The organism is Bacillus sp. PPSBB_11 (assembly GCF_038023285.1).
Lineage (GTDB): Bacteria > Bacillota > Bacilli > Bacillales > Bacillaceae > Bacillus > Bacillus altitudinis.
Genome location: NZ_CP150633.1, coordinates 3,526,088 through 3,540,854 on the forward strand (window position 1 = coordinate 3,526,088; position 14,767 = coordinate 3,540,854).

Consider the following 14,767-nt stretch of genomic DNA (forward strand, 5'->3'; position numbering starts at 1 on the left):
GCCCTTTGTCTTCTTTTCAGCGTGATAGAAAACCTTTGCAGTCTAGGAAGGACGAGCACCGGAGCAGAGCGAATTTGACATTCGTGAGTACCGGAGCGCAGGACTGACAAAGAATGCGAGGGTTTGTCTACACGCTGAGAACGCAATAAGTTGCGTCCTTTAGCGTTCTTTGATAACAACTGGGTTTGGCAGTGCCGGTACCTCTAGCGGTTCTTTTAATTCATATGGGCCTACTTGATCTGTTCCTGCATTTTGTATCGTGACATCTGTAAAACCGAAATCTTTCGCTGTGAGCAGCAGTCCTTCAATAAGTAAAATATGATCAATTGAGTCCGTTAATTGTGCTGATGCTCCAAACGTGATGGTTGCATGTTTTCCTTTTGATGTCACCTTTTGAATAGGCTCTTCTTTAATGAGTGGATCGAGTCCTGCATCATTCGCCCGCTTCATCGCCTCTACCGCATCTTTATAAGAAGGATAATCATCTTTTGACGGCACCAAAAATGTCCCGCTCTTATTTTCTAAAACGTAGTAAGCATGCTTTGTTTGTTTATTAATTGAAATGGTACCAAGACGGCCATTCGTCCCTAATTGAAGGTGCGAGCCATTGACAGACTTGACCTGTACTTGTTTATATTGGCTCCATTTTAACGTTTCTTTGACCATGTCTTTAAAACGGTTGGCTTCTTTTAATGTATCAAGAGACAAATCATTTTTCAGCTGAAAAATCAGTGTGTCCCCTTTTTCACTCACATCCACCATATCCATATAGGCTTGAAGGGGTTTTGTCATTTCAGGCAGCTCCAGTTTTTCATATGTATCAAGAAGCGCCTGCACATCGTCATGCTTATTTTCTTTTTGAATACTGATTGGGACAACTTGAGAAGTCGATTCATCTATGTATGAAATCGTCATATACTTTTCTTTGTCAGATGCGTAAGCAACATGTGAAGGATCATTTGTGTTTTTTACCGCCTCTAATGTAGCATTCACCTGTCCTTTTTCAGCACTCGAGTCCATTTTCACTTTCTTTATATCTTGAGCAGCCGGCTGAAATAAATGAGGAGAAATCAAAAACGCCATAAATAAGACCACAACGGTTGCGACCGCTGGACCGATCCATCTGGCACTTTTCTTTTTCTTCCCGCTTGCCATCAGCATTTGCTGGTAAATCTGCTTAGATGAACGGTTGTCCTCCACCTTTGGAAGCTGACTGAGTAATACTTTAATTCGTTCTTCGCTCCAATTGGACCTGTTCGTTTTCATTCACTAGCTCCTCCTTCAAAAGCTCCATATGTTTTCGGAGCACTTTCAGGCCTCGGTGCTGCGTTGTTTTGACTTTGCTTTCCGAGAACTTTAGCGCCTTGGCCGTCTCCATGATTGAGTAGCCTTGGATAAACCTTAAAATGATGACGGCTCGTTGATCAATGGTGCAATGATCAAGTGCGGCATAAATTTCTTTGATATTTTCATCCTGTACAGCCAATTCATCTGGGAGCAGGTCTGGATCTTTTACATCCTGTTTATCCCAATCAAACGTGCCGAGCACCCGTTGTCTGATGGTTTGCTGTTTGCGAAACCAGTCAATTGCCACATGCCTTGCAATTGAAAACAGCCATGTTTTCTCGCTGCTTCTTCCTTCAAAAGTTTTATATGAGTGAAGTACCCGAATGTAAACCTCCTGCACGAGATCCTCTGCCTGATTTTTATCTTTTACCATATAAAATAAAAATTGGTACAAATCTTGATGGTACGAATCATATATTTTTTGAAAGGTTTCATGCATAGGAAACCCCTCCGTTCACTTATTTTTGTCGAGTGACTCTCACAAAACGTTACATTACAACTTTATGACAAATATATTACAAGATCGACAATTTGGAAAGGGCTTTTTGTTTAACTTCTCCTTAAAAATATGAAAATAGAAAAAACACTTCATTTTCTTTCGAAAAGAAGTGTTTCTCATGTAACAAGATTCTTCGTCAAGATTAGACGAGTTCCTGCTTTTTTTTCGGAATATAGAAAGTGAAGTGAGTACCTGTTCCAGCCTTACTATGTGCATGAATGGAGCCTTGATGCGCTTCTACGATGTTCTTCACAATCGCAAGGCCCAGCCCCGTACCGGAACGTCCTCTTGTTCTTGCTTTATCTGCTTTATAGAACCGTTCAAAAATAAACGGGAGATCCTCTTCAGGAATGCCGCTTCCCGAATCTTTCACATCCATCTTGAGCCCATTTTCCACCGATTGAACTGAGAAGTGAACTTCTCCGCCTTCTGGTGTATGACGAATGGCATTATCGATGAGATTTGTAAAAACCTGTTCTATTTTATCTGGATCAAATACAAAATACGGTTCTTCTACTTGAATTTCATACGTCAGGTTGATTTGTTTTTCTTTCGCAATTCCAAGGAATTTACGGTAGATTTTTTCAGTCAGCTCTTCTGTATCAGTTGATTCAAGATTCAGTGTAATATGACCAGCTTCCATACGTGCGAGATCGAGAAGATCATTCACAAGACGACCCATTCGAAGTGATTCATCATAGATAATTTGGGCAATCTCTTTCTTTTCCTCTTCTGATCCGGCAATGTCATCGACAATCGCTTCACTATAGCCCTGAAGCATAGCAATAGGTGTACGGAGTTCATGACTGACATTTGCAATGAAGTCTTTTCTTAGCTTATCCAGTCTTCTCTCTTCTGTCATATCGCGAAGTACCGCTACCGCCCCTCTGACATCTTGCTGGTTATAAAGCGGAGACATGAGAAGAACCCAAGTACGCCCTTGCAGCGTGACTTCGATCATTTGCTCTTTTTCCGTACTGACGGCAGTATGAAACAATTCACGCGCTTCCGGCGGCAGTTCATCCCCATCTTTGATCTTCATATTTTGCTCGTAATACCAAGCCTGCAAGAATCTTTCTGCAGGAGGGTTTGTCATGAGGATCGTTCCATCAATATTGATCGTGATGACACCGTCTGCCATACTGCTGAGAATGTTGGACAAATGTTCTTTTTCTTGATTTAAAGCGGTTATATGAAATTTAAGCTGCTTGCCCATTTGATTAAAGGCGATCGCCAGTTCCCCAATTTCGTCTTGCGTTAAAATAGGAATCTTTGTATCAAATTTTCCTTTCGCCAAATCTTGTGCTCCCTCTCTCATCTTTCTGAGAGGATAGGTGACACGAGTGGATAAGAAGAAAGCGAAAATTGTCGTCAGCACAATCGCAATTCCGGCTGCGAGGAAGATATAACGCGTCGTATGTTTTGTTGTCTGCTCTACAGCAAGGAGGGATTGAGAAAGAAAGACCATCCCTTTCTTTCCGTTCGCCTCGTAAGGAACACCTACTACAATGCGTTCATCCTTCTGATTGCCTGTATCAGATTCAGCTCGTTTACTGATTTTTTTTCGTTCTGTCAGTGCCCTGTTCAAATCTTTGTCTGCTTCAATTTGTTCTTTTGTGATCGCAGGAAGCTTCCCGCCTTTTTCAGACGAATACCATTCTAGTCCATCCTCTTGAACAATCGCGATACTTGTCAATTTATCAGCTAGTTCTGATGTAATCGACCTTGCAAGCGATTGATCCTCATGGCTTTCTAAAATGACTGCTACTTTGTTGGCCATTTGTGTTAAATCAGACTTTGCTTCTTCGACATGGTAGTTCTCAATGAATTCTAAAAGAAGCACAGTTAAAATCGATAAAACAATGAGCACGAGGAAAAGAATGGTTAACCATAGCTTTCCTACGACACTTTTCCACAGCTTCATTCAGTGCCGACCTCAAATTTGTACCCGACACCCCATACTGTCACGATTTTTTTCGCTGCTTCTGGTGACACTTTATTTAGTTTTTCGCGTAGCCTTTTGACGTGGGTATCCACTGTTCTCAGATCCCCAAAGAATTCATACTGCCACACTTCTTTGAGAAGCTTTTCCCTGTCATAGACCTTATCCGGCGTTTTTGCTAAGAAGTACAAAAGTTCGTATTCCTTCGGCGTGAGGCTAACTTCTTTTCCATCTGCAGTGACCCGGTGTGCATCATGATCAATGGATAGATGAGAAAACACAAGAACATCTTTTGTGGTTGTTCCAGTATTGAGATATGACGTTTGAGACGATCTTCTTAACAGTGCTTTCACACGAAGAACCACTTCACGCGGACTGAAAGGTTTGACGATATAATCATCCGTTCCTGCCTCAAAACCTTGCACACGGTTGGCTTCCTCACCTTTTGCTGTCAGCATAATAATTGGTGTGGCTTTTTTATCTCGAATTTGATTACACACTTCGATCCCATCTGTCCCAGGCATCATTAAATCAAGCAAAATGAGGTCATAATCGGTTTGAAGTCCTTTTTGAATGGCCTCATCCCCATTTTCCGCTTCATCAATTTCATAATTTTCCCGTTCTAAATACATTTTTAAAAGGCGGCGAATTCTTGCCTCATCATCGACGACTAATATTTTCGTTTGAGTTGTGTGTTCCATTAGACAATCCTCCTGCTTTCTCCGTTGTTACATACATTTTAACAAAAAGCCGAATCGAATCATAAAAGTTGGCCTTTTTCATGCGATTACGCGTAAGAATGAAGCCCCGCAATCACTAGGTTGACAAAGATGAGGTTAAACATAATGATCGCAAATCCGATCACAGCAAGCCAAGCGGACTTTTCACCATGCCAGCCTCGTGATAACCGAAGGTGGAGATAGGCGGCGTAAAATAAAAATGTAATTAAAGCCCATACTTCCTTCGGGTCCCATCCCCAGAATCTCGTCCATGCAATTTGTGCCCAGATCATCGCAAAAATAAGACCGCCTAACGCAAATACAGGGAATCCTATGGAAACAGCCCTGTATCCAATTTCATCGACTAAATCAAGATTCACCTGTCTTACGAGCGGCTGAAGCAGCGCACTTAGTCGTTTGCGAATGATCAATCTTAGCAGTCCATAAATGATCAGCCCAACGCCAAATGACCACAGCACTGTATTCACCTTTCTACCTGAAAAAACAGGCGGCAGATCAACCACAGGCTCTAAACGATCTTTTGTGATAAGCTCTCCTTTATGAGGTCCTACTAAGGCAGGCAGCTCATAGACCATGACGCTCTCTTCTTTATTTTTATCTACCCAATTAAATTTCGCTTCATACCCTGTCATTCTAAAAATGGACGTGACAGCGATAAATGCAAGGGTGACCACAATCATAAACATGACCAGCTCTAAGCCAAAGGTTTTCTTCCCCGGTTTTGTTTGATCGACATGCTTCAAAAGAAAAATCACACCTGCCACAAAACTGATCGCCAAAATGGCTTGACCAAGCGCTGCTGTCGTGACGTGAATATATAGCCAATTACTTTGAAGCGAAGGAATCAGCGGTGAAATATCCGATGGAAACATGCTTGCATAAGCAATGATTAATAAAGCGATTGGAAGTGTGAATAAACCTAGCACAGACACTTGATAGACAAAATATAAAATAATAAATGCGAGCACCAGCATCATGCCAAAGGCTGTGGTAAATTCAAACAGATTACTGACTGGTGCGTGACCAGACGCGATCCACCTTGAAATAAAATAGCCAAATTGACTCAAAAAACCAATGATGGTGAGCGTTATGCCGATAAGTGCCGCCTTATTTTTGCGCGGACCCTCTTCTTTCTTTTTTCCTTTAATGGCCCCTCCAAAAAAAGGAACTGCCGCTAAATAAAATAGAAAAGCTGCAAATAACAGGTTTTCACTGACTGCCGCCATCTAACCCTTCCCCCTTGCTTTTGCTGATACTTGTTGTATCAGGCAGTTCTTTTTGATCCACTGGCTGTTTGATGCCACTGCCGTGCAGCAACACCTTAAGATCAGACTTTAAGCCGAACCAGTTTTTGTTTGTATGTCCTGCCACAAATACTTTTCCATCCTTTGCCGACAGCCAGATTCTTCTATGCTGCCAGTACATCCCTTGTACGACACCAATCATAAAGATGATTCCGCCAACAATAAGTACCCCGAGTGTTAAGTCTTTTCGAACCGTTAAACCTGTCACGTTTTTTGTTTCAACCCGGTCAAATTTCATTTTATAAAGATTGTTATCAGAACCCTCTACTGTCTCTTGAATCGCGACAAAACTTTTTTCACCTTTTGGTTTTTCAGGAGAGATCATTTCAAATACGAACGCAGGATTATTTGGATTCCTCGTTTTCGTACTAGGTGTGCCATCTTCGTCAAAATAAAAATCAGGCAAATAACTCATCACCTTGACTTTGTAACCGCTACCAAGATCATATTCTGACTTAGGCTCCAGCAGATTAATCTTCACTGTTCCGAAAGATTTCTCAGTATCTTTTCGAATCAGCTGAAAGACCATTTGATCGAGTTCATTTTGTTTAAAATCCACTTGATATAATGAGAAATTGTCAAACTTAAGCGGTTCATTCACTTTAATATCGTGTTCTGTTACCTGCTTTAGCTTTGGCTTTTCACCAAAAACAACTTCCCCTTCACGTTTGTATAAAACGGCATCGGTTTTATAACTTTTGACGACTTGACCATCGCCAGCCTTTTCAATCGCATTTTCAAAGACTTCTTTTTCTTTTTCAGATTCATAGCGGTCAATTGAAAACGCGTTATTCTTTAAGAAGTATTGGCCTCCCGTCCCTGGGATTGGTGCCGTTTCGCCTTCTCTTACCCATAATGTTTCATCCACGTACATTCCCGGAACAAACCGGAGCATGGATCCAATGAGAAATATAATTAATCCAATATGATTGACGTAAGGTCCCCAGCGGGAAAAGCGGCCTTTTTCAGCTAAAATATGTCCATCTTCTTCTCGTACGCGGTAACGCTTTTGTTTCATCTTACTAACGATGCCTTCATATGTATGTTGATCTAATGTTTTGTTTGTTTCGCTGAAAAGACGCTGCCTTCTCATAAAGCCTTCTTTTTTGACAACCCCTTGATTTTTGAGTGCACGATAAAGTGGAATCACTCGATCAAGGCTGCAAATCACAAGGGAAATTCCGATAGATGCGACAAGGGCTAAAAACCACCAAGAATTATAAAGATCATGGAATCCAAGGATGTAATATAACTTGCCAAACGACCCATATTGCTCCTCATAATAAGTGGAAGCTGATGCACCTGGCGGAATAAACCGCTCCTGCGGAAAAATAGTTCCTAGCGAAGAAGCTAACAGTGTGATGACAATGAGCCACACACCCACTTTTACGGAAGAAAAAAAGTTCCATACTTTATCAACAATCGTTTTGTTGTATGTTTGCGAGCGTCTTGCACTGCCGTCATATCTCATATCAAGCAGCTTTGATGAATTTTTCTCTTTTGCTGCAATGGGATTCCCGCATGATTCACATAGAACAGTACCGATTGGATTAATATGTCCACACTCGCACTTTACCTCTTTCATTCTATGACCCCTTTGGTTTAATCAAATTCATATATTCATAGACATTACGTTCTGTCATCGTCCCCTTTATGACTTTGATTACTTTGCCTTCAGGATTAATTAAAAATGTGGTTGGCAGCGGCGTAATATCATATGCCTCTGTCACTTGACGATCTTTGTCCATGGCAACAGGAAAATTCACGCCATAAGCATCCATAAAATTCTTCACAGCAATATTGGATTCCCCCACATTCACGGCAACAATTTCGACACCGCGATCCTTGAACACTTCATACTGATTTGCCATATAAGGGAATTCCTGCTTACATGGACCGCACCATGTACCCCAAAAATTGAGAAAGACGCCTTTGCCTTTTAAGTCCTTTAATTCAATCCGTTCCCCATCTACCGATTGAAGGACAAAGTTAGGCGCAATAGATCCTTCTTTGACTTGATCCTGTTTGGCAAATACTGAGTTATACATCGTATAACATAGTGCAGCAAGCATCACGAGGAGAATGCCCGTCCGTATGAAAAATCGTCTTTTCTTCATCTGAAGTACCCCTTCCCCATAGACATTCAGGTAAATTATAGCATTCTCCTTCTTTTGATGCTTCTTCATTTTTTGAAGTTTATGTGAAAATTAAAAAGCGCTTTTCCCATGATCCGCAATCGCTCTCAGACGTTTTACTTCATGCGGCGTCAATTCTCTGCGATCTCCTGGTCTCATACCTTCAATATGAAGGAAAGCATATTGCTCTCTTTTGAGTTTTAAAACGTCGTGGCCGATTGCTTCAAACATGCGGCGAACCTGTCTGTTTCTGCCTTCATGGATGGTTAATTGCACAATACATGTTTGCTTTCGTTTATCAATTGAAAGCATTTTGGCACGGGCAGGTGCTGTTTTTTTATGGTCTAACATGATTCCTTTTTCTAACTTTCTAAGCAATTCTTTTGAAGGGATGCCTTTTAGTTTCGCTGCATACGTTTTATCAATTTCATATTTCGGATGCATGAGCTTATGGGCAAATTCGCCATCATTTGTAATCAAAATTAAACCGCTCGTATCATAATCCAACCGGCCGATTGGATACAGACGCTGCGGAACATCATCAAAGAAGTCTGTCACGACTTTGCGTCCTTTATCATCCTCGGCAGCTGAAATGACGCCGCGCGGTTTATAAAGCATAAAGTAAACCGGTTCTTCTCTTTCAAGCTTTAAGCCATTGACTTCAATTTTATCTGAAGAGCCCACCTTTACTCCGAGCTCTGTCACTGTTTCACCATTAACGGTAACTCGTCCTTCTTTAATTAATTCTTCAGCCTTTCGTCTAGAAGCGACGCCGGCATGGGCAATTACTTTCTGTAAACGTTCCATTTGTCTTTCACCTCATGTACTATCTTACTTGCTTGGCTTGAAACAAACAAGCATTCGTGGAAAAATAAGCGTTTCATCTGTCTAATTTCAACAAAAAAGCTATTTTCCATCCACGAAATAAAAAAAGCACCTGATTAGGCGCCGCTAAATAACAAACTGACGATAATAATCGATGCAATGATCCCAATCAGGTCTGCAAGCAGCCCCACTTTCAGTGCATCTCCCATTTTTTTAATACCAACTGCTCCAAAATAGACGGTTAAAATATAAAGGGTCGTATCTGTTGACCCTTGCATAACGGCGGCAAGCTTGCCGATAAAAGAATCTGGACCATAAGTCGCGATTAAGTCTGATGTCATACCAAGCGCCGCTGTTCCTGATATAGGGCGTATCAAAGCAAGCGGCACCACTTCTGTAGGAACACCAATCGCTGTAAACACAGGTTTCAATAATTCCATGACAAAGTCAAGGGCACCTGATGCTCGGAAAATCGTAATGGCGACAAGCATACCGACTAAATACGGAATGATTGAAAAGGCAATTTGAATGCCTTCTTTCCCGCCTTCTACAAATGTTTCGTACGTCGGTACTTTTTTAATCGTCCCTGCAATCAATATTCCTGCGATGATCAGTGGAATCAAAGCAAGTGACAGCCAGTTAATAAATGCCACAAGATCACCCCCGCCTGCTTCTGCGATAGTGGAAATAGCGATCAATCATAATCGCACCGATACCTGAAATAAGTGTCGCCAAAATGGTTGGACCTACAATATCTGTTGGCTGATCTGCACCATAGGTCATACGAATGGCAATGACAGTCGTTGGCACAAGTGTGATAGAAGATGTATTGACTGCTAAAAAAGTGATCATAGACCGGCTCGCCTCATTTTTTCCGCCATTTAATGCTTTCATCTGCTCCATCGCCTTAATCCCAAGTGGAGTGGCGGCATTGCCAAGGCCAAAGAAATTTGCCATGAGATTGGACAGAATATACCCCATCGCTGGATGATTCGCAGGAATCTCAGGAAATAGTTTTGAGATAAAGGGCCGGCATAATTTACTAAAGAAATGTAACAACCCCGCTTCTTCTGCGATCTTCATCAATCCTAGCCAGAATACAAGAACACTAATCAACCCAATTGAAATGGTGACCGCTTCTTTTGATCCTTTAAAAACAGCTTCGTTCACTTCATGCATCGTTCCGTTAAACATTGCATAGACAAGACCGATGACCGTGAGGAATACCCAGATCAGATTGACCATGAAGATCCGCCTATCGATGTCTGAAAGACAGACTTAAACATTTCTTGAAAGCTTTTTTGAGGCATTCGGTTGCGTTTATTTTCATAAAAAATGGGGACTTGCTCAATCACCTGACCATCCAGTAAGAACGTCATTTTCCCTACTACATCTGGGATCGCTTCTTTGTTTTTCTCCCATTTCTTTTCAGGCGTCAGCATTTCCGTTTCGATTTCCACTAGTTTTTTCTCATCTTCATTTAAAAAATAGTCCACATCCCGCTTAATAAACGCTTTTTTTTCGTAAAAAGTCCCTTTTAACGAAGCGAGCCTGCCTTTTTCAGCAAGCACATACGTTTTATAGTGATCAAATGCATACTCAAACATTGAGATATGATCCTTCCAATCATCCGGTGCATTAATCGTCACAGCAATGAGCGCAGCATCTCCTTTTGCAGCTGTGGAGACAAGCGTGCGTTTTGCAAGTTTTGTATATCCTGTCTTCCCTCCAGTCGAATATTGATATAAACCAGTGAGCAGCTTGTTTTTGTTTTTCCAATAACCTTCGATTGTTTTTGCTTTATAAAAGGTGGTACCGGCAATTTTTTGATATTGCTGATGCTTCATGGCGTATTTCGTTAAGATTGCCATATCATAAGCTGATGAATAATGGTTTTTATGATCATCGAGTCCATGCGGATTTTGAAAATTCGTATTCTCCATGCCTAGTTCAGAGGCCTTTTGGTTCATCATAAAAATAAAGCCTTCTAAGCTGCCACCAACATGTTCTGCAATGGCAACAGCTGCATCATTTCCAGAGCGCAGCATGAGCCCGTATGTCAAGTCTTCTAAGCTCACCTTCTGTCCTTCCTTTAAATAAATCGAAGAACCTTCCGCTTGAATCGCACGTTTTGACACTTTGACCATGTCGTTCATTTTTCCTGATTCAATGGCTAATACAGCCGTCATAATTTTTGTGATACTGGCGATTCTTCTTTTTTCGTGCTCGTCCTTTCCAAATAGGACTCTGCCTGACTGTCCATCTATTAAAATGGCGCTTCTCGCACTCACCGATAATGAAATGTCTGCTTGAGCGTGTGAGGAAAAAGGCAGTAAGAGTGTCAATAGAAGAAGGACTGCTGTTCCAATTTTTAAATAGGGCATGTTCATTCACGTCCTTGTCCGTTTTGTACAAGTGTATGCGCGGCTGAAAAAGTTATGATGCCTCGTCCATAAAAAAAAGCGACTCGATGATTAGAGTCGCTTTTCATTCTTCTTTATACCATTTTCATTTGCTGATGAGATGTTGTATATTCCAGCTCTTCTCTCATCGTTAAAAAATCTTTTTCTAATGAAGAAAACAAACGTTTGACCTCAGCCGATACTTCATGATGGAAAACAATGCAGCTTTTTCCTGTGTAGGCTGAACGGCTATCTTCATACCATGTATCCTTTTTTGGTGTAAAAAATTCTTCAATACATTGATGATAAATACGATGAAGCGTCTGCTGTGCGGCTTGCTGCGGGAATGTCTGCTGCTGCCCAATTTTCCTGCAAACCGCCGCGGCATCCTCGCTATAAACTGCAAGCTTCCGCAAAGTACTTAATATGTCACAATAATAGGCTTCCGCTTCCGGGTTTAATCGTTTCAAGCTTGATAAGGTAGCTTCGTTCAGAAAATCATTCACTTCAACTGCAACCTTTGATAAAAAAACGCCTGCTTGATCAACTTGAGCCTTTACATTCATATGTGCCATTTGTTTCGTGTTTACCTTCCCCTCATGGCTTTGTCACCATTTTATCTTTCAAATAAAGATTTTAGACCTAAAATCTTTTTTATATTTTATCATACATTTTTCCTTATTTTGAACTATTTTATCTCTTCAAATGTTTGATTGAAGTTTTCAAAAAAGAGATCAGCCTCTTCTTGCACCCCATCTGCTTCCACATTCTCTGGAAGTGGCGGTAATTCATCTAAGGCTTTTAAACCAAATTGCTCTAAAAAGGTAGGTGTTGTCCCATAAAGGATCGCTCGTCCCGGTCCATCGGCACGTCCTACTTCACAGAGCAGTGCTTTGGCAACTAAACTATGCAGCACTCGTTCTGATTTAACGCCTCTGATCTCCTCGACTTCGCTGCGTGTAATCGGTTGTTTATACGAGACAATGGCGAGCACTTCTAGCGCTGCCTGTGACAAACCTTTCGATGGTGTCTCTACTAATTTTTTTAAATATACGCTGTATTCTTTTTTCGTCAGTAGCATGTATGAATCTGCATATTCAATGAGCTCAATTCCTCGTTCTTGTTTTTGATATTCTTCCTTTACGGCAGACATAATATCAAGCAACACTGCCTCATCAACTTCAAGAACAGACATGAGCTGTTTTCTTGTTAAGCCTTCGTCACCTGCTGCATATAGCAGCGCTTCTAAGATGGCTTTCCAATTCACGATATCAAGCGTCATGAATCGTTTCACTCCCTATGATATAAATATCTTCAAAGTTTCCTTCCTGCTCTAGCATGATTTGATGGCTCTTCATCAATTCGAGAACAGCAAGAAACGTCACGACAAGGTGTTCCTTTTGATCATGTTGAAATAAAGTCATGAAATTGGTTCGCTTTTTTGTTTTTCTTAAATGGTTCATAATCTCATTCATTTTGTCTTCAATCGGGATTTCTTGTCTTGTAATCTTTGATGGTGCTGGTTTTGTTATTTTTTTGCGGTTCAATACCTTTTGGAACGCACCTAACATATCATACACCGTGACGTGTAAGTTTGTGTCCTTCGCTTCTGCTTCTTTTGCAAATTCACTTAAATCACTTGGTGGTTTTGTGAAGGCGTTTTGCCGCTCTTCTTCACGTTCCTTCAGTTCTTGCGCTGCATTTTTATACTTGCGGTATTCAATTAATTTGCCAATCAGCTCATCACGAGGGTCCTCTTCTTCTTCCATCAGGTCTTCATCAAACAGCTCTTCCTCTTGTTTTGGAAGAAGCATTCTGCTTTTAATGCTCAGGAGAGTTGCAGCCATCACCAAATACTCACTTGCAACATCCAGTTCAAGCTCCCTCATCGTGTGGACATATAATAAATACTGCTCCGTAATTTTAGCGACGGGAATATCATAAATATCAATTTCCAAACGGTTAATTAAATGTAAAAGCAAGTCCAAAGGACCCTCAAACGAATCTATTTTCACCTGATATTCCAGCATTCTTTTCTCACCATTTCTACTGTCTTCTAAGTACCGTTTTCATCGGCTAACCTTTAGTATAAGACACCATAAAGCTCTCGTCCAATATAATTTCGATCATGAGGCAGCAGGCAAAAAAAGAAAAACAGTGGATTCGCCCATACCAATGAGGGCATTTATACATAGAATACCATTGTAATCAGAACTGATGAAAAAGGAGGCCGTAACATTATGGGAGATGGTTATTACTTCGGCGGAGGATTTGCGCTTATTGTTGTGCTGTTCATCTTGCTGATCATCGTTGGCGCGGCTTGGGTTTATTAAAGAAACAGAGCGTCCTTTCATAAAGGGGCGCTCTTTCTTCTTTTCTTTTCGGTATGTTAGACTGATAGTGGAAAAGGAGATGACCGCTGTGTATCCTAAAGCGTACGTGGCTTTTTTACATGAATTTCATACGACAAGAGATTATTTTGAGTGTCATGAAATTCTTGAAGAATTTTGGAAAGAAGATCCTCCTCATCAGCGTAAAAAGTACTGGGTGGGTCTCATTCAGCTTGCTGTTGCTTTGTATCATCAAAGACGAGGGAATGGAAAAGGAGCAAAACGGCTGATTTCAAACAGCCTTCATATATTAGATTCGGACCGGAACATACTAACAGAATTAGGTCTTGATGAAGAGGCATTTCTTTTACTGCTGAGAACACTGAAAAAGAAAATCGATGAAGACATGCCCTACGAAAGTGTGATGCTGCCAATCCGAGATGAAACGCTTCTTTCTTTATGCCAAGAGATGGCGGAAAAAGAAGGCTTAACCTTCGGACAGGAGAGCAACTTATCCCATACATTCTTAATTGAAAAACATAGACTGCGTGATCGAACGGACGTATTGCTTGAACGTGAAAAGCAGATGGAACGTAAAAAAAGCAGAGGCATATAACCTCTGCTTCAGCATGTAGGCAAACCCTCGCATTCGGTGTCAGTCCTGCGTGCCGGTGCTCACGAATATCGAATTCGCTCCGCTCCAGTACTCGTCCTTCCTAGACTGCAAAGGTTTTCTATCACGCTGAAAAAAAAGAAGACAAAGGGCTAAAATCAAGTTCATTTTAGCCCTTTGTCAACAATCTAAAGCAGAGGCATATAACCTCTGCTTTTACATGTGTGATATTTAGTTTGTTTCACTGTGACACTTATGAAAGAAGCCTTGCGTTAATTCATTTGGAATGAGTGTTTTCGTTTTGAATACTTCTTCCACGGCTAATACCATTTCCTTGCCGATGCCTTGGTCACGATGGGACGGATTGACACTAATATGTTCGATTTGTACTTGGTCGTCTGTTTTCAGTACACCAATCGCACCGACGATATCCTCACCATCTTTCCAAAGGAACAGCTGCCGATCTTCATCCATTTCATACGACTTTATCGTCTGCTGAAGCTGTTTGACGTCTTTCTCACCCGGCATAAAGGACAGGAGTCCCATGGCAATTTTTTCAAAAGACCTCTTGTAACGAATTAACATATATACCCCTCAATATTAAAATTATCCTATTTTCCAGCAAATGTC

At 41.1% G+C, this 14,767-nt stretch carries 17 protein-coding genes; 2 read left to right on the forward strand and 15 right to left on the reverse strand.

Annotation, left to right across the window (positions count from 1 at the left end):
- Positions 1-159: 159 nt before the first annotated feature.
- The 14 genes from V7L95_RS17285 to V7L95_RS17350 all read right to left on the reverse strand — a co-directional run bounded on the left by V7L95_RS17285 (position 160) and on the right by V7L95_RS17350 (position 13,224).
- Complete coding sequence (locus tag V7L95_RS17285) at positions 160-1,266, reverse strand: hypothetical protein (RefSeq protein ID WP_017367519.1); 1,107 nt, start codon at positions 1,264-1,266, stop codon at positions 160-162.
- Positions 1,226-1,786: an RNA polymerase sigma factor SigX gene (gene sigX, locus V7L95_RS17290; RefSeq protein ID WP_007501006.1), complete on the reverse strand. Its 561-nt coding sequence runs from the start codon at positions 1,784-1,786 to the stop codon at positions 1,226-1,228. Before sigX ends, V7L95_RS17285 begins: the two co-directional genes overlap by 41 nt.
- A 202-nt stretch (positions 1,787-1,988) precedes the next feature.
- Positions 1,989-3,770 carry an ATP-binding protein gene (locus tag V7L95_RS17295; RefSeq protein WP_024718919.1) on the reverse strand — a complete coding sequence of 594 codons (1,782 nt, stop codon included), beginning with the start codon at positions 3,768-3,770 and terminating at the stop codon, positions 1,989-1,991.
- On the reverse strand, positions 3,767-4,489 hold the full coding sequence (locus tag V7L95_RS17300) for a response regulator transcription factor (protein ID WP_017359777.1): 723 nt from the start codon (positions 4,487-4,489) through the stop codon (positions 3,767-3,769). The genes V7L95_RS17295 and V7L95_RS17300 overlap by 4 nt, the downstream gene beginning before the upstream one ends.
- Before the next feature lie 86 nt (positions 4,490-4,575).
- Positions 4,576-5,754 (reverse strand): c-type cytochrome biogenesis protein CcsB, encoded by a 1,179-nt coding sequence (gene ccsB / locus V7L95_RS17305; RefSeq protein WP_019743082.1) that lies wholly within the window; start codon positions 5,752-5,754, stop codon positions 4,576-4,578.
- Positions 5,738-7,417, reverse strand: a complete 1,680-nt coding sequence (locus V7L95_RS17310) for a cytochrome c biogenesis protein ResB (RefSeq protein ID WP_019743083.1) — start codon at positions 7,415-7,417, stop codon at positions 5,738-5,740. Before V7L95_RS17310 ends, ccsB begins: the two co-directional genes overlap by 17 nt.
- A 1-nt stretch (position 7,418) precedes the next feature.
- Entirely contained in the window at positions 7,419-7,949 is a 531-nt protein-coding gene (locus V7L95_RS17315) for a thiol-disulfide oxidoreductase ResA (protein WP_008344474.1), read from the reverse strand.
- Positions 7,950-8,039: 90 nt separating this feature from the next.
- Positions 8,040-8,774, reverse strand: coding sequence for a 23S rRNA pseudouridine(2605) synthase RluB (gene rluB, locus V7L95_RS17320; protein WP_007501012.1), 735 nt, complete (start codon positions 8,772-8,774; stop codon positions 8,040-8,042).
- 134 nt (positions 8,775-8,908) lie between these two features.
- Positions 8,909-9,445, reverse strand: a complete 537-nt coding sequence (locus V7L95_RS17325; RefSeq protein ID WP_017359781.1) for a spore maturation protein — start codon at positions 9,443-9,445, stop codon at positions 8,909-8,911.
- Between the two features lie 4 nt (positions 9,446-9,449).
- A complete protein-coding gene (locus V7L95_RS17330) occupies positions 9,450-10,037 on the reverse strand; it encodes a nucleoside recognition domain-containing protein (RefSeq protein ID WP_007501015.1) in 588 nt (195 codons plus the stop codon).
- Positions 10,025-11,176 (reverse strand): D-alanyl-D-alanine carboxypeptidase family protein, encoded by a 1,152-nt coding sequence (locus tag V7L95_RS17335; RefSeq protein WP_019743085.1) that lies wholly within the window; start codon positions 11,174-11,176, stop codon positions 10,025-10,027. Before V7L95_RS17335 ends, V7L95_RS17330 begins: the two co-directional genes overlap by 13 nt.
- Positions 11,177-11,289: 113 nt before the next feature.
- Positions 11,290-11,769 carry a YpuI family protein gene (locus V7L95_RS17340; protein ID WP_046343883.1) on the reverse strand — a complete coding sequence of 160 codons (480 nt, stop codon included), beginning with the start codon at positions 11,767-11,769 and terminating at the stop codon, positions 11,290-11,292.
- 113 nt (positions 11,770-11,882) lie between these two features.
- Entirely contained in the window at positions 11,883-12,476 is a 594-nt protein-coding gene (scpB, locus tag V7L95_RS17345) for an SMC-Scp complex subunit ScpB (protein WP_081114607.1), read from the reverse strand.
- Complete coding sequence (locus V7L95_RS17350; protein WP_007501021.1) at positions 12,466-13,224, reverse strand: segregation/condensation protein A; 759 nt, start codon at positions 13,222-13,224, stop codon at positions 12,466-12,468. Before V7L95_RS17350 ends, scpB begins: the two co-directional genes overlap by 11 nt.
- 210 nt (positions 13,225-13,434) lie before the next feature.
- Here V7L95_RS17350 and V7L95_RS17355 point away from each other — a divergent pair, with 210 nt between their 5' ends.
- Positions 13,435-13,527, forward strand: a complete 93-nt coding sequence (locus V7L95_RS17355; RefSeq protein WP_008359694.1) for a YjcZ family sporulation protein — start codon at positions 13,435-13,437, stop codon at positions 13,525-13,527.
- Positions 13,528-13,615: 88 nt separating this feature from the next.
- Positions 13,616-14,140 carry a DUF309 domain-containing protein gene (locus V7L95_RS17360; RefSeq protein WP_019743088.1) on the forward strand — a complete coding sequence of 175 codons (525 nt, stop codon included), beginning with the start codon at positions 13,616-13,618 and terminating at the stop codon, positions 14,138-14,140.
- Between the two features lie 228 nt (positions 14,141-14,368).
- On the opposite strand, the gene V7L95_RS17365 is transcribed toward V7L95_RS17360, so the two are convergent.
- Positions 14,369-14,722, reverse strand: a complete 354-nt coding sequence (locus V7L95_RS17365; RefSeq protein ID WP_008344455.1) for a GNAT family N-acetyltransferase — start codon at positions 14,720-14,722, stop codon at positions 14,369-14,371.
- Between the last annotated feature and the right edge of the window lie 45 nt (positions 14,723-14,767).

Bases quoted from the DNA above. Each gene is read 5' to 3' on its own strand.
- V7L95_RS17285 (WP_017367519.1), bottom strand. From the start codon at position 1,266: ATGAAAACGAACAGGTCCAATTGGAGCGAAGAACGAATTAAAGTATTA.
- sigX (WP_007501006.1), bottom strand. From the start codon at position 1,786: ATGCATGAAACCTTTCAAAAAATATATGATTCGTACCATCAAGATTTG.
- V7L95_RS17295 (WP_024718919.1), bottom strand. From the start codon at position 3,770: ATGAAGCTGTGGAAAAGTGTCGTAGGAAAGCTATGGTTAACCATTCTT.
- V7L95_RS17300 (WP_017359777.1), bottom strand. From the start codon at position 4,489: ATGGAACACACAACTCAAACGAAAATATTAGTCGTCGATGATGAGGCA.
- ccsB (WP_019743082.1), bottom strand. From the start codon at position 5,754: ATGGCGGCAGTCAGTGAAAACCTGTTATTTGCAGCTTTTCTATTTTAT.
- V7L95_RS17310 (WP_019743083.1), bottom strand. From the start codon at position 7,417: ATGAAAGAGGTAAAGTGCGAGTGTGGACATATTAATCCAATCGGTACT.
- V7L95_RS17315 (WP_008344474.1), bottom strand. From the start codon at position 7,949: ATGAAGAAAAGACGATTTTTCATACGGACGGGCATTCTCCTCGTGATG.
- rluB (WP_007501012.1), bottom strand. From the start codon at position 8,774: ATGGAACGTTTACAGAAAGTAATTGCCCATGCCGGCGTCGCTTCTAGA.
- V7L95_RS17330 (WP_007501015.1), bottom strand. From the start codon at position 10,037: ATGGTCAATCTGATCTGGGTATTCCTCACGGTCATCGGTCTTGTCTAT.
- V7L95_RS17335 (WP_019743085.1), bottom strand. From the start codon at position 11,176: ATGCCCTATTTAAAAATTGGAACAGCAGTCCTTCTTCTATTGACACTC.
- V7L95_RS17340 (WP_046343883.1), bottom strand. From the start codon at position 11,769: ATGGCACATATGAATGTAAAGGCTCAAGTTGATCAAGCAGGCGTTTTT.
- scpB (WP_081114607.1), bottom strand. From the start codon at position 12,476: ATGACGCTTGATATCGTGAATTGGAAAGCCATCTTAGAAGCGCTGCTA.
- V7L95_RS17350 (WP_007501021.1), bottom strand. From the start codon at position 13,224: ATGCTGGAATATCAGGTGAAAATAGATTCGTTTGAGGGTCCTTTGGAC.
- V7L95_RS17355 (WP_008359694.1), top strand. From the start codon at position 13,435: ATGGGAGATGGTTATTACTTCGGCGGAGGATTTGCGCTTATTGTTGTG.
- V7L95_RS17365 (WP_008344455.1), bottom strand. From the start codon at position 14,722: ATGTTAATTCGTTACAAGAGGTCTTTTGAAAAAATTGCCATGGGACTC.